This window comes from Flintibacter sp. SJQ-8 (genome assembly GCF_054108085.1).
In genome coordinates this window covers 589475-614247 of the sequence record NZ_JBPJWR010000004.1, presented here as the reverse complement: position 1 = coordinate 614247, position 24773 = coordinate 589475, and the positions used below count along the sequence as shown (strand labels likewise).

Genomic DNA, 24773 nt, shown 5'->3' with positions numbered 1-24773 from the left:
ATAAGGAAGGATGTTTTCACTATGAAGTGCCTTATCATCGACGTCGTCCACGAGGCCATTGCCCAGGAGCTGGGCAAGTACATGGAGGTCAAGGTCAGCGAGAAGCTGCCCCCCGCTAAGGACGAGCTGAAGGCTATGATCGGGGACGTGGACGTGCTGATCATGCGCGTCGATCCCATGATCGACAAGGAGGTCCTGGACGCCGCCAAGAACCTGAAGGTCATCGGCGTGTGCTCCGTGGGTCTGAACCACATCGACACCAAGTATGCCGAGGAGAAGGGCATCAAGGTCTTCAACGCCCCCGGCCTGAACGGCAACGCCGTGGCCGAGCTGACCATCTGCAAGATGCTGGAGCTGTCCCGCCACACCATCCCCGCTCACCGGGACGTGACCGTGAACCAGAAGTGGGACAAGTACGCTTTCGTGGGCCGCGAGCTGCGGGGCAAGACCCTGGGCGTGCTGGGCTTTGGCCGCATCGGCCAGCGCGTGGGCGAGATCGCCCGTGTGTTCGGCATGAAGGTCGTGGCCTATGACCCCTATCTGCCCGCTGAGATCTTCACCAAGAACGAGGCCACCTCTATGAGCATTGCCGAGGTGTGCGAGGTCGCCGACTTCGTCACCATCCACATGCCCCTGAACGACGAGACCCGCAACCTGTTCAACGCCACCTCCATCGCCGAGATGAAGAGCGACGCCGTTGTGCTGAACATGGCCCGCGGCGGCATCGTCAACGAGAAGGACATGTACGAGGCTCTGAAGGCCGGCAAGATCGGCGGCTATGCCACCGACGTGCTGGAGAACGAGGTCGCCGGCGACGGCCTGACCGAGGACTCCCGGTTCTACTCCCCCCTGTTCGACCTGGACAACTTTGTGGTCTCCCCCCACATCGGCGCTCAGACCGTGGACGCCTCCCGCGACATCGGCCAGCACATCATCGCCAAGGTGAAGGAAGCCCTGAACCTGGGCTGAGCCTGAGCCGCTGAAAAGCGAAACACCGCGCCCCCGCCCGACAGCTGAAAACCTGTCAGGCGGGGGCGCTTTTTGTCTGTGAAAACGCCCGCCCCCTTGAGAAAAGGGGGCGGGCTGAAATTTTAGTGCTATTTTAGTGCTTCAGGGCCTGGAGCAGGGCCACGGCGGTGCGGGCGGCGGAGCCTGCGTCGGGGGTATAGGCATCGGCGCCGATCTCGTCGCAGAACTCTTGGCTGATGGGGGCACCCCCCACCATGATCTTCACCTGGTCTCGGATGCCCCGGGCCTGGGCCAACTCCACCACCTGGCGCATCCCCTGCATGGTGGTGGTGAGCAGGGAGGAGCAGGCGATGATGCCGCAGTGGTGCTGCTGGGCGGCGTCGATGAACTGCTGGGGGGACACGTCCACCCCCAGGTCAATGACCTGGATGCCGCTGCCCTCCATCATGATCTTCACCAGGTTCTTGCCGATGTCGTGCATGTCCCCCTGGACGGTGCCAAGGCAGGCGCTGCCCACCGGCTCGTGGCCGCTGGCGGCCATATAGGGCTTGAGCAGATCCATGGCCGCCGTCATGCACCGGGCGGCGATGAGCATCTCGGGCACAAAGGCCCGGTTGGCGGAGAAGGCGTCGCCCAGGTCGCTCATGCCTTTCACCATGCCCTTTGACAGGATGTCGTCGGGGGAATAGCCCTGGTCCAGGGCCTGCTGGCACAGGGAGAGCAGCTTTTTCTGCTGGCCGTGCTCCAGGGCGGAGGCGATGGCGGAGAGCAGATCGGTGGGGGCCTCCTCCTGGGCGGCCTGCTCCACGGGGGCGGCCTGTCCCGCCCCGTCCAGCTTCCGGCGGGGCTCGGCGGGCAGGTCCATGTCGGGCACGTGGAGCTGGGCGTTATATTCGTCAATGGCCTGGTCCAGATACTGGTCCACGTGGGGGAAGACGGTGCCCGCCAGACCATAGGTGATGGAGGGGATATAGTGCCCGCCGGGGCAATAGGCCTTCAGAGCCTTGCGGGTATAGTCCAGGATCTCCTCCGGCTGGGCGTCCGAGCGGTCAATGGCGGCCCCCAGGCCGCCCATGAGCACCAGCTTGCCGTGGAGGTGCTTCTGAAGGGCGGGGATGTCGTTCTCCGGCAGGGTGCCCTGCCACACTTGAATGCCGATCTCCGCCATGTCGTCCACAATGGGCACCAGATAGGAGTCGGCGTGGTGGATGGCGATGATGCCCCGGGAGCGGATATAGCCATAGAAGCGGCGATAGGGCTCCTTGAAGAAGTCCCGCCACATCTCCGGCTTCATGAATAGGGCGTTTTTGGTGCCCCAGTCGTCGTGGGTGAACAGCACGTCGGGCTGAAGGCCGTCGATGAGCATTTTGGCATAGGTCAGCCGGAACTGGGTGATGTACTCGATCAGCTCGTGCATCTCGTCCGGGTGCTCATAGAGAGAGGTGAGGGTGTTTTCAAAATCCATGAGGAAGTGGCACTGCTCGAAGATGCCGGTGCCCATAAAGCCGGTGACCAGGCGGTCGTTCCCGGCGGCCTCCCGGGCGGCGGCCCGGGCCTCCTCCCACCCCTGGGCGCAGTTGGCCTGAAGATCGGGGGCGTGGACCACCTCCCGCCAACGCGTCACGTCGGGGCAGACGGTGAGCCCGCCGGTGTGGACGGGGATGGGGCCGGGGGCGTCCTCTGGGAAATCGATGGTCACGCCCCACCGGTCCACCGAGGTGGTGCCCCGCTTCCGGTTGCCCCGGAGGAAGACGTTGATGGGGTCAGCCAGATACATGGCCAGGGCCTCATACTGGCGCAGCTGGCGCTCCGGCTGTCCGTCGGGACGGAGCAGCTCCAGGAATATCTCTTTGGGCGTAGACATGACAATCACTCCTCGGAATCATAAAACACACAGGCGGTATAGGTCAGGGTATTGGGGCCGTAGTTATAGGCCAGCCCCGAGCGGACGCACACGTCGCTGACGAACAGGCCATAGGCCTCCATCGAGGACAGGCGCTGCTTGGGGTGGCGGCAGGGCTTGTCCGGGCAGGTACACCGGGCGCACAGGGTGCATGGCCCGGCGCTGAGGGGCAGACAGCCGGGGGAAACTAACCGGGCCTGGCGGGCGAAGTTGAGAAAGCGCTTGCGGTGGAGGCGGGACAGGACGGTCATGCCGTCATAGTCAAACTGGTCGGCCAGTTCCCCGGTGGTCTGGACCAGCAGCCCGGCATGATACTGAGCCAGCCGCCGTGCGGCCTGCTCCACCGTGCCGCAGTGGGGGGGACAGGCCCAGTTCTTGCCGAAGCAGCCGCACCGGTCCGCACGGCACATATCCCGCACCTCATCCAGGGGGACGGCGGCGGACAAATTCACCGGAGCCACATGAGTAAACCCATTTTGTCGGGCCAGGGAAATAAGATCGGTCATTGCTGCAAAGCCCCTTGACAAAGCAAACCTATGTTGCCTAAAATAAAATATATTTAATATATTATATTTATTATATTGGGGAGGCGGCGCCTGTGTCAAGGGTCCGGGTCCGGCAGGGAGAAAAAATCTATGAGATCGCCGTCCAGCCCGGGGAGAGTCTGCTGTCCGCCCTGCGGCGGGCGGGTTTCTCCCTCCCGGCGGCCTGCGGGGGCCGGGGCCGGTGCGGCAAGTGCCGGGTCCAGGTAAACGGCGCGCCCAGGCTGGCCTGCAAAGTATTTCCCCGGGGCGGGGAGCAGGTAGCCCTGCCCGAGACGGTCTCCGGGGTGATCTTAGGGGACACCCTCCCTCCGCCCCCCTGTCAGCCGGGGCGGACGGGCCTGTCCGCGGCGGTGGACCTGGGCACCACCACGGTGGTGGTCAAGCTGTATGACTGCGCCGACGGGAAAGAGCTGGCCGCCCAGCGGGCCTGGAACGCCCAGGCCCCCTATGGGGCGGACGTGATCAGCCGCATCCAGCACACGATGGATACGCCCGAAGGGCTGAAGGAGCTGTCCGGGCGCATCCGGGAGCAGATCTGGACGCTGCTGGAGGCCGCCCTGTCCGCCGCGAACCGTCCGCCGGAAGCGCTGAACGAGATCGTCGTGGCGGGAAACACGGTGATGGAGAGCCTGTTCGCGGGCCGGTCCGTGGCCGGAATGGCCGCCGCACCATTTCATCCGGACAGTCTGTTTTTCGGCCCGGAGGGAATGGGCGAGCTAAACGGTGTGCCCGTCCGGCTCCTCCCCTGCGTGGCGGGCTATGTGGGGGGCGACATCACCGCCGGACTGATGGCCTCCGGCCTGGGGGAGCAGCCCGGGGAGCACCTCTTTTTAGACGTAGGCACCAACGGCGAGATGGCCATGGGGGGCCAAAACGGCTTCTCCTGCTGCGCCGTGGCCTCCGGTCCCGCCTTTGAGGGGGCTGGCATCCAGTGCGGTATGCCCGGCGTGGCCGGGGCGGTGAGCCACGTGCGCTATGACCGGGGCTTTCTCTATGACGTCATCGGGGACGGCCCCGCCCGGGGCCTGTGCGGCTCCGGCCTGGTGGACCTGGCGGCGGTGCTGCTGAAGCTGGGGATCATCGCCCCCGGCGGGCGGCTGCTGCCCCCGGAGGAGGTCGCCCCGGAGCTGCGGCGCTATGTGGAGCGGGACGGGGACGGCAACGGCCTGTTCCATCTCACCCCCCAGGTATATCTCACCGCCGGGGACGTGCGGAATCTCCAGCTGGCCAAGGCCGCCGTGGCGGCGGGGATAGAAGTCCTGTCCCAGCGCCGGGGGGTGCTGCTGGAGCAGGTGGACGGCCTGTACCTGGCCGGGGGCTTTGGGACCTATATCGACCCGGGCAGCGCCATGGCCATCGGAATGCTGCCGCCGGTGCTGGCGGGGAAGGTCCGCCCCCTGGGCAACACCGCCCTGGCCGGAGCCGCCGCCCTGGCCCTGGACAGCCGCCTGTGGCCCAAAGTTGAGGATACCGCCCGCTCTTGCGCCTACATCGAGCTGTCCGGCCAGCCGGATTTCACCCAGGCGTTTACGGGGAATATGGGGTTTTGAGAACCCCTCCGATTTATAGCCTTCCCCTGGGGGAAGGTGGTCCGCAGGGCCGGATGAGGGGAACGCCCAAGGGTTGGGGGCTGTTGCGTGGGAATCCTCCAGTCATCGCCTAGCGGCGATGCCAGCCCCCTTTCACAAGGGGGCCTATTGGTGCAGGACATCAGCCTCCCTTGTTAAAGGGAGGTGGCACGGCGAAGCCGTGACGGAAGGATTCCGTTCCCTCGTCCTATAGCCTTCCCCCCTGCGGGGCGAAGGCTATGCCGTTTTGACGGGAACGCTCAAACATCGGCGGCGTTCCCCTCATCCGCCCCAGTGTGCCCGCTGGGGCACCTTCTCCCAGGAGAAGGCTTTTTAACTAACACACCAATATACAAATGGAGGACGACAATATGGAGATGCGCTTTCCCCTGATCTTAGACGGAGCCACCGGGACCCAGCTGCAGAAGCGGGGCTATCAAGGCGACGTGAGCGCCGAGCAGTGGGTGCTGGACCACCCGGACAGCATCCAGGATATCCAGCGCCGCTATGTCCAGGCGGGCAGCCGGGTGGTCTATGCCCCCACCTTTGGGGCCAACCGGCAGAAGCTGGAGGAGCGGGGCATTTTCAACCAGACGGCGGAGTATAACCACCGCCTGGTGGCCCTGTCCCGGCAGGCGGTGGACACGCGGGCCTGGGTGGCCGGGGACATCTCCCCCACGGGCCTGTTCCTGTCCCCCCTGGGGGAGGCCTCCTTCGAGGAGCTGGTGGACATCTATGCCGAGCAGGCCGCCGGGCTGGAGCAGGCGGGGGTGGACCTGTTCGTGGTGGAGACCATGATGACCCTGGCCGACGCCCGGGCCGCCGTGCTGGCCATCCGCAGCGTCAGCGACAGGCCCATCTTCGTCACCTTCACCTGCGACGAGAGCGGGCGCTGCCTGTCGGGCACCGACGTGGCCGCCGCGCTGGTGGTGCTCCAGGGCATGGGGGTCAGCGCCTTCGGCCTGAACTGCTCCACCGGCCCGGAGCAGATGCTGGTGCAGCTGCGCCGCCTGCGGGACTATGCCCGGGTGCCCCTCATCGCCAAGCCCAACGCCGGAATGCCCGTCACCGTAGACGGCAAGACCACCTATGACTGCACCCCGGAGGAGTTTGTCCGCTGGGTGCCCGATATGCTCCAGGCGGGCACGGCCATCTTCGGCGGCTGCTGCGGCACGGACGAGGACTATATCGCCGCCCTGGCAAAAGCCCTGAAGGGCGCGGAGTTCGTCCGCCCCGCCCCCAAGTATCCCGACCTGCTCCCCGCTGCCACCGAGAAGGACGTGCGCTATCTCCCTGTGGACGCGGGCCACGGCCCGGTGGTCTCCGGGGCGGAGCACATGGAGGACGGTCTCACCGACGCCCTGGAGGACGGCTTCCCCATGGCGGCGGTGGCTATCAACAGCTGGGAGGACGTGGACGCCCTGGCCGACTGCCAGTATATGATCTCCAAGCCCCTGTGCCTGGTGTGCGACCAGGCCGACCTGCTGGAGGCCGCCCTGCGGATCTACCAGGGCCGCGCCCTGTACGAGGGCGGGCTGAGCGAAGAGGAGCTGAAGCCCCTGGCGGAGAAGTATGGGGTGATCGGTTAAGCGCGGCAAAGAACGGATTGCCGCGTCGCTTCGCTCCTCGCAATGACAGACATCAAAAGCCGATTTATCGTCATTGCGAAGAGGCCAGAAGGGCCGACGCGGCGATCTGTTCTCTCGTCGAAATAAAAACCAGCCGGACCGCGAAAGCGGTCCGGCTGTTGTGCGTAATGGGGAAAAACTTACTTCGCGTAGGCGGTCAGGATGACGGCCAGCTGAGCACGGGTGGCGTTGCCCTGGGGATTCAGAGCGCCGTCGCCCATGCCGGAGATCAGGCCCTGCTCCACGGCCCAGGTCATGGCCTGAGTGGCCCAGGAGCTGACGGAGGCGGCATCGTTAAAGTTGGTCAGCGCGCCCTTGGCCTCGGGGCTGCCGGCGGCACGCCACAGCATGGTGGCCAGCTGCTCACGGGTGATGGAGTTGGCGGGGAAGGTGCCGTCGGACACGCCCTTCTCGATGGCCCAGGTCATGGCCTTGGCGTACCAGGTGGAGGCACCGGACACGTCCTTGCCATCTAGGCGGGCCAGCACGGTCCACATCATGGCACGGGTCACCTGGTTATCGGGGGCGAAGGTGTCCTTGTCGGTGCCGGCCATCAGGCCCTTGTTCACCACGTTCTTCACCGCATCGGCATACCAGCTGCCGGCGGCCACGTCGTTGAAGGAACCCTCGGTGAGATAGTCGATCATGGCCAGTGCAGTGGCGTGAGCCTTGGCGGCCATCTGGCGGCTGGTCTCGGTGGCGTTCTTCAGCTCCACCTTGGCGAAGGTCTCGTTGAACTCGTTCTGCAGGGCAGTCATCTTGTCCTGCACATACTGCTTGTCCGCAGCGGAAACGGCGGTGCCGGTGATGGCCTCAGCGTCGGCAATGTAGCCGCCCAGGCCCTCAAAGCTGAAGTAGTAGGAGTTGCGCCAGCCCTCGGGGTACACGGCGAAGCCGCCCTTCTTGTCGTTGACAAAGAAGGCGCTGGCATCAGCGGGACGCTCGGCGACCTTCTGCACGGCGGGCAGAGTTGCCTGATAACCCTCGTACATATCCTTGCTGTCAGTCAGCAGCATGGGGTAGTAGGGGACGAAGACGTTGTTGGACATGTTGCCAACGCCCACCCAGCCCACGGTGCCGGTGGTGATGTCCTTGTCCTTGAACAGCTGGAAGATCTCGATGTCCTGGTTGCTGGGCTTGCCGATGGAGCTGAGCTTGTAGTAACCGAACACGTCGTTCTTGTCCAGGGTGCGGTCGGCCTTGATGTTGGTGTACAGGCCCACCTGCTCGTCCTTGTCGTTCACGTTGGAGATGGTGAAGCGGGTGTTGTCGGCCAGCAGCTGCTCGGCGGTATAGTTATAGTTCTTGTTCAGGTAGTTCAGACCGTCCACCATGCGCTGATCCACCCGGTCCAGGCGGCCGGCGTAGGAGGCGCGGAAGTCAATGATGTTCTTGTCGGCATCGCCCACAAAGGTTCCGCCCTTCTGGGCCATCTCGATCAGCTTGTCGGAGGCGATGATGTTCTTGTCGTCCAGGTCCACACGGCCGATGACCGCCATGTTGGGCTCCAGGAAGATCATGTCGTCGGGCACCTTGATGGCCACATACTGGGTGCCGGAGCAGTTCTCAATGTACCAGGTCTCATTCTGGTCGCAGATGAACACGCCGGAGGCGAAATAAGCGCCGTAGTCCTTATAGATGTTCAGCAGCAGGTCCACGCCGGCCTTGGCGGAGTCGGCCTCGGACAGGATGATGGTGGGGATGTCGGTCTCCTCAATGCCCACCTTGCCGTCCACCTTCACTTTCACGAAGGGGTCCACGCCGGTGATGTTCTGCTTGGTGTTGCCGCCAATGGCATCGTTGCCGTAAATGGTCTCAGTGGCGGAGACGGACACGCCCTTCTCGTTAGTGCCGAACTCGGTGTAAGAGGGGTGGGTGGCGTTCTCCTGGCCGCACTCAGGGCAGGTGCCCTGATACTGGTCGTTGGTGAAATAGGTGAAGCGGTAGCTGTCGTGGGTGAACTTCCACTCAAACTCGCCGTAGCCGGGGCAGCCCAGGAAGGTGTCACCCTTGGCCCACTTGCCCTCGGGCATCACGAACCACTGCTTGTTATAGTTCCAGCCATAGTCCTCGGTACGGGCCACAAAGGGGGTCTTTTCCACGGTCTTTTCCGCACCCACATAGATAGTGGTGCAGGCCGAGGCGCTGATGGTCGCTGCTGCCACCAGTGAGGTAGTGACTGCCACAGCAGTCACTAATTTCTTCAGGGAAAATTTTTTCACAGTTCTGGTCCTCCATTCAATTTTGATTTGATGCGGGGATAGGGAGCTGCAGCTGAACGTCCGGCAGGGACATCCAGATTACGTACAGTATATATAAAAAGGCGGAGATAGTCAACCTGTGTTTTGTGTAGGCTGCATATAATTCAACATAATATCACAGCGCTTTGCCAAATCAAATGAATGCGCAAGCTTAGATTTCGTTAAAATCAAGAGGAAATTTCACAAACTAAAGCGCTAGTTTGCAAATAACATGCCGCTATTTTAATCCGCAGAACCACGACTTGTCAACCTGTTTTTTTAGCAAAGGCAGTGACAAGCAAGTCCCTCCCCGCCAAACCGCACGCCCCGACCGGAAGAATCCTGCAAGAATCGGAGAGAATTTGTGCAGAAAATACAACGCCCCGCCTCGCAGACAAAATTTTTTCGGTCTGCAGGACGGGGCGGGGTGGTCAGCGCTTGGTTGGCTGTCTCTCCAAAACGGACAAAAGAAGTCAGACGTACAGCTCGAATTTGTCCCCCACGATCAGCTGGAGGGAGCGGTGGCAGGGGGTACCGGCGGCGTCGAAGGAGACGCAGGCGATGGAGATGAGGGGGTAGCCCTTGCTGAGAGACAGATACTTGGCCTGCTCATAGGTGGCGTAGACCAGCTTCAGCGTCTTGGGGCCGGTGCTGGTGAAGCGGATGTTGTATTTGTCCGCCAGCACCTGGATGAGAGAGGCATCGTTCAGGTCCTCCTCAATAAGAAATGAGAAGCGTTCGGGAAGGCGGGAAAATTCGATGGCCACGGGGATGCCGTCGGCATACCGGATGCGCTCCAGGGCGATGACCTTCGAGTCGGGGGCAATGCCTAACTCAGCCACATCGGAAGAGGTGGCATCCTCAATGACAGATTTGATGGTCCGGGCCCCGGGAGTCAGTCCGGCAGAGCGGCAGATCTCGGTAAAGGTGGAGTTATGGAGAATGTCCCGCCGCAGGGAGTGATCGGCCACAAAAGTTCCCTTTCCCTGGCGGCGGACCAACAGGCCCTCTTGCTCCAGCTCCTTCAGCGCCTTGCGCACGGTGATGCGGCTGACGGAAAAGGTCTGGGCCAGCTCGTTTTCGGTGGGGATCCGCTGCCCCTTGGTGTATACTCCTGCGCTGATGTCGTCCAGTAATTGGTTTTTCAGTTGAAGGTAAAGGGGCTCGCCCGTGCCGCTTGTCAGCATGTACACGCCCTCCTTTTAAAATGTTGTTTTTTGGTGTGGTAAAAGAGTATAACATAAGTATACGCGATCTGGGACAAAAAGAAAAGAAAAAAGATACCATATAGTACAAATTAAACATGAATCATAAAAACACAAAACTCGCACAAAACAGATATTTCGGAAGAAAATACTATATAAAATGAAGAAATACTGTGACGGTCTGCCAAAATGAGAGCGGGGATTTCTATAAAATAAACAATCTTTTGAAAATGGGAGAAAAAGAAAAGGGAAACGTATTGACATTGTACTATTAAGGCTATATAATCAGCCACATAAAGCAATACAACACAATACAAATAGTTCTGTAAGCTAAACCGAAAAGGTGGGAAGAGGAATGTGGACAGAAGAACTGTTCCAAGTGAAAAAACCAGTGATCGCCCTGTTGCATCTGCGTGCCCTGCCTGGCGACCCCCTGTATGACCGGGAGGGCGGGCTGAAACAGGTGGTGGACATTGCACGGCGGGAGCTGCACGCTCTGCAGGACGGCGGGGTGGACGGCATCCTATTTGCCAACGAATTCAGTCTGCCTTATCAGCCCCGGGCGGACTATGTTACGGTGGCTGCCATGGCCCGCATCATCGGAGAGCTGCGCGGGGAACTGCGGGTGCCCTATGGGGTGAACATCGCAGCGAATCCTCTGGCGGCGTTGGAGCTGGCGGTGGCCACAGATGCCAACTTTGTCCGGGCGGCCTTTACCGGGGCCTATCTGGGGGAAGCAGGCGTGACGACTACCGACGTGGCCCAGACGGTGCGCCGGAGAATACAGCTGGACAGCCCCAATATTAAAATGCTGTATAAGGTCAACCCGGAGTCAGACGTATATCTGGCCCCCCGGGATATTCAGAAAATCACGAAGTCGGTCATATTCCACTGTTTCCCTGATGGACTGTGTGTTTCAGGAGGAAGCGCCGGAAACGAGACGGACGACGGCCTGATGCAGCAGGTAAAGGCGGTTGCCGGACAGGTCCCCGTATTCTGCAACACCGGCTGCACAGCCCAAAACGTGGCCCAGAAGATGGAGACAGCAGACGGTGTGTGCGTTGGCACTGCCTTTAAAGTGGACGGAAAGTTCCAGAACCAGGTGGACCCGGAACGGGTAGTCCAATTTATGCAGCGGGTAAAGGAAGTACGGGCTGCGCTGTAACGGTGCGGGAGAGAAAAATGGGAAGGGAGACGGACAGATTGGACTGGGAGCGGGCCTATTTCATGGGTATTGACGTGGGGACAGCGGCCACTAAGGGCGTGATCATAGACGGGCAGTGCCGTGTGGTGGCCCAGTGCAGCACGGAACACGGGATGGAAAATCCCAGGCCCGGCTGGTATGAACATGATGCGGAAGGTGTCTGGTGGCACGATGTGTGCCAGGTGAGCCGGGAGCTGCTTCGCAGTTCCGGGATTCCCGCCGGACAGATCGCAGCCGTTGGAACCAGTACATTGGGCTCTGACTGCCTCCCGGTGGACGAACAGTGCCGTCCTCTGCGCCGGGCCATCCTGTACGGCATTGATGCCCGGGCCGGAGAGGAGATAGCCTGGCTGACGGAACACTACGGCCCGGAGAAAGTACATACCCTGTTTGGCCGTCCCATCTGCTCCGGCGACGTAGCGCCGAAGATCCTGTGGCTGAAGCACCACGAGCCGGAGGTCTATCACAGGACCTATAAATTCCTGACGGGCTCGTCCTATGTAACGGCCAAGCTGACAGGGAACTATGTAGTGGACCAATTTTTGGGGCAGGCCTCTTTCCGGCCCCTGTACCGGACGGACGGCACGGTGAATCAGCAGGAGTGCGGCCTGTACTGCAGGCCGGATCAGTTGGCCCAGGCCCGTCCGGTTCACGGCATCGCCGGGACAGTGACCCAGGCGGCGGCTCGGGAGACGGGGCTGGAGCCCGGCACCCCGGTGATCGTGGGCACAGGGGACTCGTCGGCGGAGGCCATCAGCACAGGTGTGCTGGAACCCGGGGATATGATGCTGCAGTTTGGCTCTACCCTGTTTCTTTATTACTGTGCAGACCGGCCGGTACTGGATGACCGGGTGCGGGGGAACAACTTCCTCATCCCCGGGACGTATAGTCTGGCCGGGGGCACCAACACCTGCGGGACCCTGACCAAATGGTATCGGGATGTGCTCTTCCCGGACTTGCTGCGGGAGCAGGAGGCGGGCGGCCCCAACGCCTTTTCCAGAATGCCGGAGGGGCTGGAGAAGATCCCCCCGGGCAGCGGCGGACTTATCACCCTGCCGTACTTTGCCGGGGAGCGCACTCCCATCAACGACCCGGCGGCCAAGGGCGTGGTGTTTGGTCTGAAGCTGACCCACACCCGGCGGCACCTGTATCGCTCTGCTCTGGAGGCGGTGGGCTACTCCGTGCGCCAGCATCTGGACGTGATCCGGGATCATCGGCTGCCGCTGAAGAAGATCATGGCGGTGGGCGGCGGGGCCCAGAACGGGACATGGATGCAGTTGGTGGCCGACATCACCGGAGAGCCCATCCAAGTGGCGGCGGTCTCTGTAGGTGCAGCCTATGGCGATGCACTGATGGCCGCCCTGGGTGCAGGCCGGTTTCAGGATTTTTCCCAGTTGTCGAAGTATATCGCCACAGAGCGGACTTATCAGCCGGATATGGAACAGCATCAGAAATATGAACCCTATTTTCAAATGTACGGACAGCTTTACCGCCAGACAAAGGAGCTGATGCACCAACTCGACTGCATAGAGTGAACGACGAGAAAAGGAGGTTTTGAAAATGGAAGGCACTTATATTCCGCCGGGAGCGCTGGGCAAGGTCTGGCGGATCTATCAGGGCGTGATCAGCATGATCACCCTGGCGGGGGCGATCATGTCTGCCGTGTTCCTGGGGGCAATGTTTATCAACGTGATCATGCGATATGTCTTTAGTAACCCGATTTTTTGGTTTGACGAGATGATCATTGCCCTGCTGGTATGGTATTCCGCTTTGGGTACGGTGGTGTGCTATTGGACCAATGAGCATGCGGTGATCAACTTTTTTGTAAAGTTTTTCCCCAGGGCAGGAAAAATCTTTCTGATGTTTGCCCCCCACGTCATCGTGGCGGTGACATCGGTGGCATTTATCATCGGCGGCAAACTGCTGTTTGCTCTGCAGCTGAACCAGCTGCCCCAGGGAGGACTGCCCTTCTCCCGGGCCTATTACTATGCCCTGCCCATGATGGTTATGGGCGTGATGCTTACCCTGTGCGCTATCTACCGGGTGGTGGAGTACATTGTTACCCCTAAGCATGTATTTCTGGACCGCTTCCAGAAACTGCAGGACGAAGGAGGGATGATCATTGAGTGAGGAGATTTTTGTCTGGATCTATTTCGCTCTGTTTATCGTGATGATCCTGCTGGAGGTACCCATCGGTTCGGCCATGGTGCTGTCCAGTCTGCTGTACATTGTACAGAATGGCCAGAGCTTTGTGATGTTCGCACAGAAAACGGCCGCCTCTTTTGCCAGTTATTCCCTGCTTGCGGTCCCGGCCTTTGTGTTTGTGGGATGTGCAATGAACGAGATCGGATTCAGTGACCGAATATTCGGTGTGGCAGAGAAGGCAGTGGGCCATATCCCCGGCGGCCTGGGCCACGCCAATGTGCTGGCCAGTATGATCTTTGCCGGGATGTCCGGCTCGGCCATGGCCGATGCCGGCGGTTTGGGTGCGATTGAGATCAAGGCCATGGACGATGCGGGATATGACCGGGGGTTCTCGGTGGCCATCACCGCCGCCTCCTCTGGCATCGGTCCCATCATCCCGCCCAGCATCAACCTGGTGGTATGGGGATTTTTGGCCGGAGCCTCCACCATTGAACTCTTCATGGCGGGAATTGTCCCCGGTGTATTGATGGGCCTTTGCCTGATGCTCTACATTTACATCGCTGTGACCCGGTTCCATGTGCAGGCACCCACCACCCCCAGAGCTACTTTCCGGGAGTTCCTCCGTGCCCTTTGGCGGGGGCTGCCCGCCCTGGGCGCGCCCATCATCCTGCTGGGCGGCGTGAGCTCCGGTGTATTCACCTCTACAGAGACCGGCTCTGTGGCCTGTGCCTATATCATTCTGCTGGGCCTGTGCTACCGCCGCCTGTCCGGCAAGACCATGCTGACCATTTTGAAAAACACCATGTCTACCACGGCCATGACCATGTGGCTGTGTGCCACCGGCTCGGTGTTCAACTGGATGATCATCAACAGCGGCCTTACCGCCCGCCTGTCCAGTCTGCTGCTGGATATCCCCAGCAAAGTAGCGGTGCTGCTCCTGCTGAACCTGATGCTGCTGTTTATGGGCTGTTTTATGGGCTCGCTGCCCGTTCTGATCATGATGGCCCCGGTGCTGCTGAATATTGCGGATGCCTTCTCCATGAGCTATGTGACGATGGGCGTGATGGCGGTGCTGAATCTGACCATCGGCCTGATCACCCCGCCTATGGCCCCCGCCCTGTTTGTGGCGGCCAAGACGGCCAACGTCCCCTTCGAGCAGGCGCTGAAGCACACCCTGCCCATGATCGTGCCCCTGGTGGCGGCCCTGCTGATGGTGACCTTTATCCCGGCGGTCACCCTGCTTCTGCCAGGCCTGATGTGAGCACATTCCGTTTGGGGATGAGATAAAATTCCAGCGTCAAACAGAACAATAAAAATGATATGGAGGAAAACAACATGATGAAGAAATTGACCGCATTGTCTCTTGCTTTGGTCCTGCTGCTGTCCGTGTGCGCCGGGTGCGGCTCTAAGCCCGCCTCCTCCGCCGGATCGGCCGGTTCCGAAGCCGGCTCCGACACCTCTGCTCCCGCCCATGGCGAGATTCTGATCAAGCTGGGTGCGTCCTCCTCCCAGACCGAGCCCACCGGCATTGCCGGACAGAAGTTTGCCGACCTGGTGAACGAGAAGCTGGCCGGTAAAGTGAAGGTGGAGTTCTATCCCGGCGAGCAGCTGGGCCCCGCCATGGAGGAAGTGGAGAACATGCAGGTGGACCTGCAGCAGGGCGTGATGTTCTCCTTCGACAACTATACCAGCATTGCCAAAGACCTGAATATCATGTCCATGGCCTTCGCCTTTGACAGCATCGAGCATGTATACGCCTTCCTGGAGTCTGATCTGGCGGACAACGCCTTCCAGACTCTGGAGGATTCCGGCATCCACATCGTCTCCTATAAGATGCAGAAGAACCCCCGGGCCATCTTCGGCAAGAAGCCCCTGGCCAACGTATCCGACCTGCAGGGCGTGAAGTTCCGCGTACCCAATATCGACATCTTCCAGAAGAACTTCAGCACCATGGGTGCGGTGCCCACCATTGTGTCCTGGGCCGACTACACCATGGCCATGATGCAGGGTGTTGTGGATGCGGGCGAGTGCTCCTATGAGTCCATCGTGGCCCTGGACCTGTACAAGTATGCCCCCTACATCTCCCTGGTGGACTATGCCTTCCCCCTGGAGAGCATCGCCATCAATACCGCCACTTGGAACAAGCTGACCGACGAGGAAAAGCAGGTCATCGAGGACTGCGCCGACGAGGTGGCCCAGTGGTTTACTGAAGAGGTGAAAAAAGACTGGGAAGAGGACAAGCAGACCATTATTGACGGCGGCGGCACCTTTGTGGACTTTGATAAGCAGTCCTTTATCGATGCCATGGCTCCCCTGGCCGCCCAGCTGGAGAGCGAAGGTTATTGGGCCACCCCCGGCCTGTATGACTCCGTCCAGGCCCTTCCCCACTAAACAAAAAGTATCGTTCAAGTATCGTTCCGTTTGACAGAGCGTTCTCACCCTGAATGTATCCGGCGGCAGGAGGAGCGGGCCGCAGCCCCTTTCTCCTGCCGCACTTTATACGAGAAACTGGATCGAGGAGAAATATTATGAGTTATATGATCGGTGTAGACGTGGGAGGAACCTTTACCGACTTCTCCCTGTTTGATACGCAGAGCGGCCAGCTGAGCCACTATAAGCGCAGCTCCACGCCGGAGGACCCCTCTAAGGCCATTATGGGGGGCATCCAGGAGATCCTGGCCGAGCAGCACATTGACCCCATGGATGTGAGCTATCTGGCCCACGGGACCACGGTGGCCACCAACGCTTTGATCGAAAAGAAGGGGGCCCGCATGGGCCTGATCACCACTCAGGGCTTTAAAGACCTGATGGAGATCGGCTGGCAGCGCCGCCCATCTCTATATGACCTGCGCAAGCCCAAGCCGGAGAGCCTGATCCCCGCTGGAATGCGGCAGGAGGTGCAGGAGCGCATCCTCCACGACGGCAGTGTGCGCACCCCCTTAGATGAGGACAGCGTGAGAAATGCGGTGCGCTGCCTGAAGGCCATGGGTGCAGAGACCATTGCAGTGTGTACCTTGTTCTCCTTCATCAATCCCGCTCATGAAGACCGGATCAAGGAGATCATTCAGGAGGAGTATCCCGGCGTATACGTCTCCGCCTCTCACGATCTGGTAGCCGAGTTCCGGGAGTACTCCCGCATGAGTACCACCATGCTCAATGCCTATCTGGGGCCGGTGATGAAGAAGTACGTCCACAACTTCGAGCGTTCCGTCCAGGAGACGGGCATTCGGGTGGCTCCCTATGTCACCCAGTCCAACGGCTCGATCATCTCCATTGCAGAGACGGTAGACTGTCCCATTAAGACGGCGGTGTCCGGTCCGTCTGCCGGTGTGATCGGTGCCATTTACATCGGCCAGCAGGTGGGACTGGACAAGATCATCACCTTTGACATGGGCGGCACCAGTATCGATGTGAGCCTGATCGAAGACGGCAAGGCTCAGCTGTCCAACGACCGCACGGTGGAGGGCTATCCCGCCCGCATCCCCATGATCGACATCGTCACCGTGGGCGCCGGCGGCGGTTCCATTGCCCACATCGACGAGGGTGGCGCATTGAAAGTGGGCCCCCGCAGTGCCGGAGCCACCCCGGGCCCGGCCTGCTATATGCGAGGCGGTCAGCTGCCCTGTGTCACTGATGCCAACATCGTGCTGGGCAAGCTGAATGCGACGAAGATTCTGGGCGGCAAGATGGATGTGGACCGGAGTCTGGCCGAGCAGGCCATCCGCACCCACATCTGTGACAAGGCCGGTCTGACCTTGGAGCGGGCGGCCGCCGGAATCGTGTCGGTGGTCAACTCCAATATGGTGCGGGCCATCCGGGTGGTCAGCGTGGAGCGGGGTTATGATCCCCGGGAGTTCACCCTGATGGCCTTTGGCGGAGCGGGTCCCCTCCACGCCTGCGAGGTGGCCCAGGACATGGGCATCCGCCAGGTGCTCATTCCCCCGTCCCCCGGCACCCTGTGCTCCTTGGGACTGCTGATGGCTGACACCAAGTTTGACCTGAGCTGTTCCAACCTGACCCCCGCCGAGCCTGCCTATCTGGACAAGGCGCAGGATATTTTCCGTGGCCTGTTGGCCGATGGTGATGCGTTGCTGGACAAGGAGCATGTGGAGCGGGATAAGCGGGAGTATACCTACACTGTGGACTGCCGCTACATGCGCCAGAACTACGAGATTGCCATTCAGGTCGCTGCTCCCTTTGACCAGGCGGCGCTGGAGGACATGATCGAGCGTTTTCACCAGGAGCACGAGCGGGCCTATGGCTATTGCAGCCGGGAGATGCCGGTGCAGATGGTGAACTTCCGTCTCAGCGCCATCGGCGTGATGGAAAAGCCGGACTTGTCCGCTGCGGCTTTGGAGCCCCAGGCGGCCCTGCCCCAGCCCATGGAGGTGCGGCAGGTTCTGTTTGACCGGGAGAGCGAGTTCGTGGATACAAAGGTATACCATCGCACCCAGCTCAAGCCCGGGACCACGCTGGAGGGACCGGCCATTCTGGAGCAGATGGACTCCACCTGCGTCATCCCGCCCCAGTGGAGTGCCTATACCGATGCCTATTACAACATTATCGCTTTGTATAAGGGAGGGGAAGAGAAATGAGCGGACAGACCGATGCCGTCATGCTGGAGATCGTGGGCAACCTGCTGTTGTCCATTGCAGAGGAGATGGGAGTGGCCATCATCAAAAGCGCCTATTCCAACAACATCAAGGAGCGCCGGGATATCTCCACTGCTATGTTCGACCCGGAGGGCAACATGGTGGCCCAGGCAGAGCATGTGCCCATGCACCTGGGCTCTTTGCTGGGCATCATCGGCGAGGTGTATAAAAAGTTTTCCAAGGAGGACATTCGCCCCGGGGATATGTTCATCGGCAACGACCCCTATAACGGCGGCGGCACCCACTTAAACGACATCACCATCGCCGCTCCTATTTTTGCCCCCAACGGCAAGCTCATCGGCTGGGCGGCTAACCTGGCCCACCACAGCGACATCGGAGGCAAGGAGCCTGGTTCCACCTGTGGTGATGCCATCAACATTTTCCAGGAGGGACTGAAGATCCCCTTGGTGCGGGTGTGCAGCAATGGGGAGCCTCTGGCGGACATTCTGGACTTTGTACTGGCGAATTCCCGCATCCCCGGGGAGCGGTACGGCGATCTGCAGGCTCAGATCGCTGCGAACCGGGTGGGTGCCCGGCGGCTGTTGGATGCCTATGCCCGGTATGGCGATTTGCTGGTGGACTGTATGCACGAATTGCAGCGCTATGCTGAGCGCCGTCTGCGGGCGGGTATCCAGAAGCTGCCCGATGGAGAATACTCCTTTGTGGACTATATGGATGACGCTGGCGTGGCCTCCCCTGACCCGGTGAAAATCAGCGTAAAGATCACCATCAAGGGGGACGACCTGCATGTGGACTTTGCCGGCACTCAGGGCCAGGTGGCCGGTCCCATCAATATCACCTGGAACGGAATGCTGGCGGCGGTGTTCTATTCGCTGAAGGCCCTTATCGATCCGGGCTCTCCCTCCAATGCGGGCATCTACCGGGCTTTCTCTGTAGAGGCCGAGCCGGGCATGATCTTAAACGCCAAAAATCCTGCCGCCGTGGGTGAGCGGATCGACACAGCCATGCGCATCGCCGACGTGGTGTTTGGAGCCCTGGCTCCGGCAGCCGGAGAGCGGTCGATGGCGGGCAGCAACGGCAGCTGCACTACCGCCCTGTTCAGCGGTTATGACCCCAAAGACCCGGAACGGTACCATGTGTATATGGAGACCATCGCCGGAGGTGCGGGGGCCCACCGGGATATGGACGGCCAGAGCGGCGTTCAGATCCACATGACCAACACCTCCAACCTGCCGGTGGAGGCGCTGGAGATGGAGTTTCCTCTGATCCTGGTGCAAAAATACGGCCTGCGGCCGGACAGCGGCGGCCCGGGCGAGTTCCGGGGCGGTCTGGGCATTGAGCGGGTGTATGAGGCCGTGGAAGACGACGTGATCTATACTGGTCTGGGTGATCGCCAGCGGTTTGAACCCTGGGGATTGTGCGGCGGCCAGAACGGGGCCGGAGGGCGCTATTTCCTCACCCGGGCGGGGAGCAACCAGCAGGAGCGGCTGACCTCGAAGTGCACCGGCCTAGTGCTGCAGAAGGGCGACGTGGTCCAAGTGCTGACTCCCGGCGCAGGCGGCTGGGGCGATGCCAGGCTCCGTAACCCGGAGAAGGTGCTCCGAGATGTGATGGAGGGGGATGTATCCCCCCAGTCGGCAGAGCAGGACTATGGTGTGGCCCTGTCCGGTGCCCCCGGTAAGTGGGAAGTGGATGTCCAGCGTACAGAGCAGTTGCGAGCGCAGAAATAAAATGAAGAAGCGCGCCACCCAAAGGAACCTTGGGTGGCGCGCTTTTGCGGTTGAAGCTGAGGTCTCACAGCCCCGTCTGGGCCTTGGTGAGTTCCTGGGCGATGTTCAGGACGTGGTCGCCGATACGCTCAAAGTCGGTGAGCAGCTCGGAGTAGATGATGCAGGCCTCCTCGTTGCACACGCCGCTGCGCATCCGATCCAGCTGGTCCCGGCGGAACTGGTCGGTCATGTCGTCGATGCGCTGCTCCATCTGGGCCACGTCGGCCAGCCACACCGGGTCCCCCGCCTCGTGGTGGAGCAGGGAGGAGATGGCCTCCAGGGCCACGTCCCGCATGTCGCCCACGGCGCTGAGGGCCGCCGGGGAGAAGCGGATGTCTTTATTCACCAGCAGCCGGGTATAGCCCGCCAGGTTGTCGGCGTGGTCGCCGATGCGCTCGATGTTGCCCGAGATGGCGAAGAAGCTGCTGACCACGGCGGAGCCCTGCTCGTTGGTCTCGATGGAGATGAGCTTAGAGACGTAGCGGGAGATCTCCCGGTTCAAAAAGTCGATATACTCCTCCCGCTGCTCGATGTCCTCCAGGCTGGCGGGGTCCCGGTCCAGAACGGACCGGAAACTCTTGGCCACGTTGTCCCGGGCCATGGACAGCATCCGGTGCAGCTCGTGCCGCAGCTGGTCGATGACGATGGCGGACACGCCCAGGCCGCCCTCCTTGCCATTGGCGGTGATGGGCTTGAGGTAGTTCAGGCGCATGCCCTCGCCGGTGTCTGTGTCAGAGACGGGCAGCTCGGGCAGGATGCGCACCGCCAGCCGGGCCAGATAGGTGCCCAGGGGCAGCAGGATGAGGGTGGTGCCGATGTTGAAGCAGGTGTGGATCAAAGCCACCCGGCCGGCCGCCGTTTTGGGCAGCACCGCGGCCAGGGAGGTCCCCAGCCCGCCGGGCAGGACCAGGGTCCCGTCGATGATGTGGGCGATGGGGAAGATCAAAAACAGCAGGGTGAAGATCACCGTGCCGATGATGTTGAACAGCAGGTGGATGATGGTGGCCCGCTTGGCGTTGCGGCTGGTGCCGATGGAGGCCAGCACGGCGGTGATGCAGGTGCCGATGTTGGTGCCGAACAGGACAAAGGCCCCGCTGGCCAGGGGGATGATGCCCGCGTTGGCCAGGGTCTGGACGATGCCTACCGCGGCGGCGGAGGACTGGATGATGGCGGTGAAGCCCGCGCCCACCAGGATGCCCACCAGGGGGTTAGAGAAGGTGGAGACCAGCTCCACAAACTCCGGGGAGTCCCGCAGGGGGGACATGGCGGTGCTCATCATGCCCATGCCGATGAACAGCACGCCCAGACCGGCCAGGATCTGGCCGATGTGCTGCATTTTCGTGTCCTTGACAAAGACCATGAGCACCACGCCCACAAAGGCGAACAGGGGGGCCAGGGCTCCCACGTCCAGGGCGATGAGCATGCCGGTGATGGTGGTGCCGATGTTGGCGCCCATGATGATCCAAACGGCCTGGTTCAGCGTCATCATGCCGGCGTTGACAAAGCCCACCACCATGACGGTGGTGGCGGAGGAGGACTGGATGGCCGCCGTGATGGCCGCGCCCACCAGAACGCCCATGAATCGGTTGGCCGTCAGGCGCTCCAGAAGAATTTTCATCTTGGCGCCCGCCGCCGCCTCCAGGCCGGAGCTGGTCATCTGCATACCATAGAGGAACAGCGCCAGACCGCCCAGCAGGGACAGAATATCTGTGATGCCCATATTCTCTTTCCTTCCTTGGCGGCCCTGCAAGGTCCCCTGTAAAAAAACGGGACGCGCCGCCTTCTTCCATAGATGCTCGAAACGATTCCAGCATCCATTATATGCGGCGGACTTTCCTGCCGTCAACAGATTTTACGCAGGTTTAACATATTCTTTTCAAAACACGGAAAACCGGCCCCGGGGCTGAAAAAAGCGCCGCCCGGCCAGGGCGGCGCTTTGTGCTTTGGAGCGGGAGAGAGGGAGACTTACTCGGCCTCTTTCTGCTTCTCCAGATACTCGTCATAGGTCATGCGGCGGTCAGTCAGCTTGCCGTCGGTGGAGAAGTCGAAGACGCGGTTACACACGGTCTGGATCAGCTGATGGTCGTGGGAGGCCACCAGCACGTTGCACTTCACGGCCTCCAGCCCCTTGTTCAGGGCGGCGATGGACTCCAGGTCCAGGTGGTTGGTGGGCTGGTCCAGCATGAGCACGTTGGCCCCGGACAGCATCATCCGGGACAGCATACACCGGACCTTCTCGCCGCCGGAGAGGACCTTGACGGGCTTATAGACCTCGTCCCCGGAGAAGAGCATCCGGCCTAAAAATCCACGGAGGTACTGCTCCTGGGGGTCGGGGGAGAACTGGCGCAGCCACTGGACCAGGTTGTCCTCGTTGTCCAGGAAATAGGGGGTGTTGTCCTTGGGGAAATAGGAGAAGGTGGCCGTCTGGCCCCACTTCACGGTGCCCTCGTCGGGCTCCATCTCCCCGGCCAGGATCTTGAACAGGGCGGTGTGGGCGTTCTCGTTGTCGCCCACAAAGGCGATCTTGTCCCCGTGGCCCACGATGAAGGAGACCTTGTCCAGGACCTTCACCCCGTCGATGGTCTTGGACACGTCGGTGACGAACAGGATGTCCTTGCCCACCTCGCGGTCAGGGGTAAAGCCCACAAAGGGATAGCGGCGGGAGGAGGCGGGCATCTCCTCCACGGTCAGCTTGTCCAGCAGCTTGCGCCGGGCGGTGGCCTGCTTGCTCTTGGACTTGTTGGCGGAGAAGCGGGAGATAAAGTCCTGCAGCTCCTTGATCTTCTCCTCGTTGCGCTTGTTCTGGTTCTTGATCAGCTGCTGCACCAGCTGGCTGGACTCGTACCAGAAGTCATAGTTGCCCACGTACATCTTGATCTTGCCATAGTCGATGTCCACGATGTGGGTACACACGGTGTTCAGGAAGTGGCGGTCGTGGCTGACCACGATGACGGTGCCCTCAAAGTCCAGCAGGAAATCCTCCAGCCAGTTCACCGCGTCGATGTCCAGGTTGTTGGTGGGCTCGTCCATCATCAGCAGGTCGGGGTTGCCGAACAGGGCCTGGGCCAGCAGCACCTTCACCTTCAGGCGGGCGTCCAGGGTGGCCATGTCGTTATAGTGCAGCTCCGTGCCGATGCCAAGGCCCTGGAGGATGCGGCTGGCGTCGCTCTCGGCCTCCCAGCCCCCCAGCTCGGCATACTCCTCCTCCAGCTGGCAGGCCAGCATGCCGTCCTCGTCGGTCATCTCCTCCTTGGCATACAGGGCCTCCTTCTGCTTGCCGATGTCATAGAGGCGCTGGTTGCCCATGATGACCGTGTCCATGACGTTATAGGCGTCGTAGGCGTTCTGGTCCTGCTTCAGCACGGACATGCGGGTGTTGGGCAGAATAGACACCTCGCCGCTGGTGGAGTCCAGGTCGCCGGACAGGATCTTCAGAAAGGTGGACTTGCCGGCGCCGTTGGCGCCGATGATGCCATAGCAGTTGCCCCGCAGAAATTGCAGGTCCACATGGGAGAACAGGGGAGTGCCGCTGTAGCTGAGGCTCAGGTCGGTGACAGTGATCATATCGGTGTAATTCGCTCCTTATTTTATTCGTTTTGTATTCGATATAAAGCCTTCCCCACGCAGGGGGGAAGGCTGAGGGGGACTTGCGGAGGTGCATACGCCGTCGTGGGCGGACACAGAGGTCCGCCCCTACAAGAGCCATCGTGACCTGCCGTAGGGGCGGACCTCCGTGTCCGCCCGTTCGATGACCGGCGCACCCACGAGACCCACCCTCATCCGTCCCCTTCGGGTCCACCTTCCCCCGAGGGGAAGGCTTTTGGCATTTCTTTATAAAACAGCTTGCCTAACATCTTATCATAGCCGCACCAAAAAAGATAGTTGTACTTTTTCACAGAAAACGGCTTTATTCCGCCCCGCTCAGCAGAGTCTTCTTCACCCGGGCGGCAAAATCGTCCACTCTTTCCTGTACGCCGGGGAGGGACAGGGCCTCGCCGGGGTCGTTGGCCGTTTCGATCATGGCGAAGCGGGCGGGGAGATAGAAGGACTTGTTCATGTTCAGCCCGTCGATGAGCTGCCGGGCCACGATGTCCCCGCCGGAGTAGCCGGAGACCACGATGGCGAACAGGGCGTTGTCATAAAACCGCTGCTGGCGGAACAGGGCGGTGAGACGGTTGACGCAGGCGGTGAGGTTGGCGGACAGGGCGTCGTTATAGTTGGGGCAGAGCATCATCACCCCGGCGCACCGGCGCATGGCGGGATAGACCTCCTCCTGCATCACGCCGCCATAGAAGCAGCCCCCTCGCTCCCCAAAGTGCAGGCACATGGTATAGGGGCAGCCGGAGCAGTCGGACAGGGTGCCGTTGCGCAGGCCGATCTCGGTGCAGACGATGTCCTCCCCCAGGCGGGACTTGGTCTGCTCCCACAGGGCCATGGTGTTGGAGGTGTGGTGGCTGGAGGCGTGGAGCACCAGCAGCTCGGGCTTCTCCCGGGCGGGAAAGCCCTCGGTCTCTACCCGCCGGGCCAGGTCGGCGGCGGCGGCGCGATAGGCCCCCATCAGGTCGGTCCCGGCGTTTTTGGCCTGGATGCGGAAGTTGTGCAGCTGCCCGGCCCCCTCTACCAATGGGCGGCCCACAAAGGCGCACCCGGCTAAATTGGCCGCCAGGGCCAGCTCCGCAGCGGCAGATTTGGTATACAGAGGGGACAGCCCATCGATGATAATACCCGCCGTAGCGCCATCCAGCAAATTGGGCGTGCGGCGGAGGGCGGAGAGTATCCGGGTCAGCTCCAGATTCACGCCGTATTCCCCAAGGGCGGCGGCGAAGAGCAGCCGCTGCCCGGTTAAATCTTTCAGCTCCTCCGCCCGGCGGATGACCCGCACCTGCCGCCCGGCCAGAGCGTGGGACAGCACCCCGTCCAGGCGCATGTCCGCCCACCCCTCGTCCGGGGCGGGATGGATGAGAACCAGGGACATACCGTCACC

17 protein-coding genes are annotated in these 24773 nt (G+C 61.2%); 10 read left to right on the top strand and 7 right to left on the bottom strand.

The genetic code is table 11. From position 1 onward, the window contains the following. Window positions 1-21 precede the first annotated feature (21 nt). On the top strand, window positions 22-969 hold the full coding sequence (locus ACSAMP_RS03905; protein WP_441796931.1) for a D-2-hydroxyacid dehydrogenase: 948 nt from the start codon (window positions 22-24) through the stop codon (window positions 967-969). A gap of 133 nt (window positions 970-1102) precedes the next feature. On the opposite strand, the gene ACSAMP_RS03900 is transcribed toward ACSAMP_RS03905, so the two are convergent. Both ACSAMP_RS03900 and ACSAMP_RS03895 read right to left on the bottom strand, forming a co-directional pair. Further along, window positions 1103-2833 (bottom strand): cobalamin-dependent protein, encoded by a 1731-nt coding sequence (locus tag ACSAMP_RS03900; protein WP_457799579.1) that lies wholly within the window; start codon window positions 2831-2833, stop codon window positions 1103-1105. Window positions 2834-2838: 5 nt separating this feature from the next. Then, the gene (locus ACSAMP_RS03895) at window positions 2839-3378 is read right to left on the bottom strand and encodes a DUF2284 domain-containing protein (protein WP_457799578.1); all 540 of its coding nucleotides are present in this window, start codon (window positions 3376-3378) and stop codon (window positions 2839-2841) included. A 92-nt stretch (window positions 3379-3470) separates the two neighbouring features. Here ACSAMP_RS03895 and ACSAMP_RS03890 point away from each other — a divergent pair, with 92 nt between their 5' ends. Beyond that, entirely contained in the window at window positions 3471-4967 is a 1497-nt protein-coding gene (locus tag ACSAMP_RS03890; RefSeq protein ID WP_457799577.1) for an ASKHA domain-containing protein, read from the top strand. A 389-nt stretch (window positions 4968-5356) separates the two neighbouring features. Further along, the gene (locus ACSAMP_RS03885) at window positions 5357-6574 is read left to right on the top strand and encodes a homocysteine S-methyltransferase family protein (protein WP_457799576.1); all 1218 of its coding nucleotides are present in this window, start codon (window positions 5357-5359) and stop codon (window positions 6572-6574) included. A 179-nt stretch (window positions 6575-6753) separates the two neighbouring features. Here the strand turns inward: ACSAMP_RS03885 and ACSAMP_RS03880 are convergent, their stop codons facing one another. Then, window positions 6754-8835: a C69 family dipeptidase gene (locus tag ACSAMP_RS03880; RefSeq protein ID WP_457799575.1), complete on the bottom strand. Its 2082-nt coding sequence runs from the start codon at window positions 8833-8835 to the stop codon at window positions 6754-6756. 491 nt (window positions 8836-9326) lie between these two features. Next, entirely contained in the window at window positions 9327-10040 is a 714-nt protein-coding gene (locus ACSAMP_RS03875; protein WP_457799574.1) for a GntR family transcriptional regulator, read from the bottom strand. A gap of 373 nt (window positions 10041-10413) precedes the next feature. On the opposite strand from ACSAMP_RS03875, the gene ACSAMP_RS03870 reads away from it, so the two are divergent. The 7 genes from ACSAMP_RS03870 to ACSAMP_RS03840 all read left to right on the top strand — a co-directional run bounded on the left by ACSAMP_RS03870 (window position 10414) and on the right by ACSAMP_RS03840 (window position 19750). Beyond that, on the top strand, window positions 10414-11223 hold the full coding sequence (locus tag ACSAMP_RS03870) for a BtpA/SgcQ family protein (protein WP_457799573.1): 810 nt from the start codon (window positions 10414-10416) through the stop codon (window positions 11221-11223). A 17-nt stretch (window positions 11224-11240) separates the two neighbouring features. Further along, window positions 11241-12797 (top strand): FGGY-family carbohydrate kinase, encoded by a 1557-nt coding sequence (locus ACSAMP_RS03865; protein ID WP_457799572.1) that lies wholly within the window; start codon window positions 11241-11243, stop codon window positions 12795-12797. A 25-nt stretch (window positions 12798-12822) separates the two neighbouring features. Then, window positions 12823-13392 (top strand): TRAP transporter small permease, encoded by a 570-nt coding sequence (locus tag ACSAMP_RS03860; RefSeq protein ID WP_457799571.1) that lies wholly within the window; start codon window positions 12823-12825, stop codon window positions 13390-13392. Beyond that, window positions 13385-14668 carry a TRAP transporter large permease gene (locus tag ACSAMP_RS03855; protein ID WP_457799570.1) on the top strand — a complete coding sequence of 428 codons (1284 nt, stop codon included), beginning with the start codon at window positions 13385-13387 and terminating at the stop codon, window positions 14666-14668. The genes ACSAMP_RS03860 and ACSAMP_RS03855 overlap by 8 nt, the downstream gene beginning before the upstream one ends. A 74-nt stretch (window positions 14669-14742) precedes the next feature. Further along, window positions 14743-15798 (top strand): TRAP transporter substrate-binding protein, encoded by a 1056-nt coding sequence (locus tag ACSAMP_RS03850; protein ID WP_457799569.1) that lies wholly within the window; start codon window positions 14743-14745, stop codon window positions 15796-15798. Between the two features lie 137 nt (window positions 15799-15935). After that, window positions 15936-18002, top strand: a complete 2067-nt coding sequence (locus ACSAMP_RS03845; RefSeq protein ID WP_457799568.1) for a hydantoinase/oxoprolinase family protein — start codon at window positions 15936-15938, stop codon at window positions 18000-18002. After that, window positions 17999-19750 carry a hydantoinase B/oxoprolinase family protein gene (locus ACSAMP_RS03840; RefSeq protein WP_457799567.1) on the top strand — a complete coding sequence of 584 codons (1752 nt, stop codon included), beginning with the start codon at window positions 17999-18001 and terminating at the stop codon, window positions 19748-19750. Before ACSAMP_RS03845 ends, ACSAMP_RS03840 begins: the two co-directional genes overlap by 4 nt. Before the next feature lie 64 nt (window positions 19751-19814). On the opposite strand, the gene ACSAMP_RS03835 is transcribed toward ACSAMP_RS03840, so the two are convergent. The 3 genes from ACSAMP_RS03835 to ACSAMP_RS03825 all read right to left on the bottom strand — a co-directional run bounded on the left by ACSAMP_RS03835 (window position 19815) and on the right by ACSAMP_RS03825 (window position 24764). Further along, on the bottom strand, window positions 19815-21509 hold the full coding sequence (locus ACSAMP_RS03835; protein WP_457799566.1) for a Na/Pi cotransporter family protein: 1695 nt from the start codon (window positions 21507-21509) through the stop codon (window positions 19815-19817). 245 nt (window positions 21510-21754) lie between these two features. Then, complete coding sequence (locus ACSAMP_RS03830) at window positions 21755-23353, bottom strand: ABC-F family ATP-binding cassette domain-containing protein (protein WP_147563343.1); 1599 nt, start codon at window positions 23351-23353, stop codon at window positions 21755-21757. A 343-nt stretch (window positions 23354-23696) separates the two neighbouring features. Then, window positions 23697-24764 carry a flavodoxin family protein gene (locus ACSAMP_RS03825; RefSeq protein WP_457799565.1) on the bottom strand — a complete coding sequence of 356 codons (1068 nt, stop codon included), beginning with the start codon at window positions 24762-24764 and terminating at the stop codon, window positions 23697-23699. Window positions 24765-24773: the final 9 nt, after the last annotated feature.

What these genes read in the sequence shown, in the direction of transcription:
- ACSAMP_RS03905 (WP_441796931.1), top strand. Translation starts at nt 22, where the DNA reads ATGAAGTGCCTTATCATCGACGTCGTCCACGAGGCCATTGCCCAGGAG.
- ACSAMP_RS03900 (WP_457799579.1), bottom strand. Translation starts at nt 2,833, where the DNA reads ATGTCTACGCCCAAAGAGATATTCCTGGAGCTGCTCCGTCCCGACGGA.
- ACSAMP_RS03895 (WP_457799578.1), bottom strand. Translation starts at nt 3,378, where the DNA reads ATGACCGATCTTATTTCCCTGGCCCGACAAAATGGGTTTACTCATGTG.
- ACSAMP_RS03885 (WP_457799576.1), top strand. Translation starts at nt 5,357, where the DNA reads ATGGAGATGCGCTTTCCCCTGATCTTAGACGGAGCCACCGGGACCCAG.
- ACSAMP_RS03875 (WP_457799574.1), bottom strand. Translation starts at nt 10,040, where the DNA reads ATGCTGACAAGCGGCACGGGCGAGCCCCTTTACCTTCAACTGAAAAAC.
- ACSAMP_RS03870 (WP_457799573.1), top strand. Translation starts at nt 10,414, where the DNA reads ATGTGGACAGAAGAACTGTTCCAAGTGAAAAAACCAGTGATCGCCCTG.
- ACSAMP_RS03865 (WP_457799572.1), top strand. Translation starts at nt 11,241, where the DNA reads ATGGGAAGGGAGACGGACAGATTGGACTGGGAGCGGGCCTATTTCATG.
- ACSAMP_RS03860 (WP_457799571.1), top strand. Translation starts at nt 12,823, where the DNA reads ATGGAAGGCACTTATATTCCGCCGGGAGCGCTGGGCAAGGTCTGGCGG.
- ACSAMP_RS03850 (WP_457799569.1), top strand. Translation starts at nt 14,743, where the DNA reads ATGATGAAGAAATTGACCGCATTGTCTCTTGCTTTGGTCCTGCTGCTG.
- ACSAMP_RS03845 (WP_457799568.1), top strand. Translation starts at nt 15,936, where the DNA reads ATGAGTTATATGATCGGTGTAGACGTGGGAGGAACCTTTACCGACTTC.
- ACSAMP_RS03840 (WP_457799567.1), top strand. Translation starts at nt 17,999, where the DNA reads ATGAGCGGACAGACCGATGCCGTCATGCTGGAGATCGTGGGCAACCTG.
- ACSAMP_RS03835 (WP_457799566.1), bottom strand. Translation starts at nt 21,509, where the DNA reads ATGGGCATCACAGATATTCTGTCCCTGCTGGGCGGTCTGGCGCTGTTC.
- ACSAMP_RS03830 (WP_147563343.1), bottom strand. Translation starts at nt 23,353, where the DNA reads ATGATCACTGTCACCGACCTGAGCCTCAGCTACAGCGGCACTCCCCTG.
- ACSAMP_RS03825 (WP_457799565.1), bottom strand. Translation starts at nt 24,764, where the DNA reads ATGTCCCTGGTTCTCATCCATCCCGCCCCGGACGAGGGGTGGGCGGAC.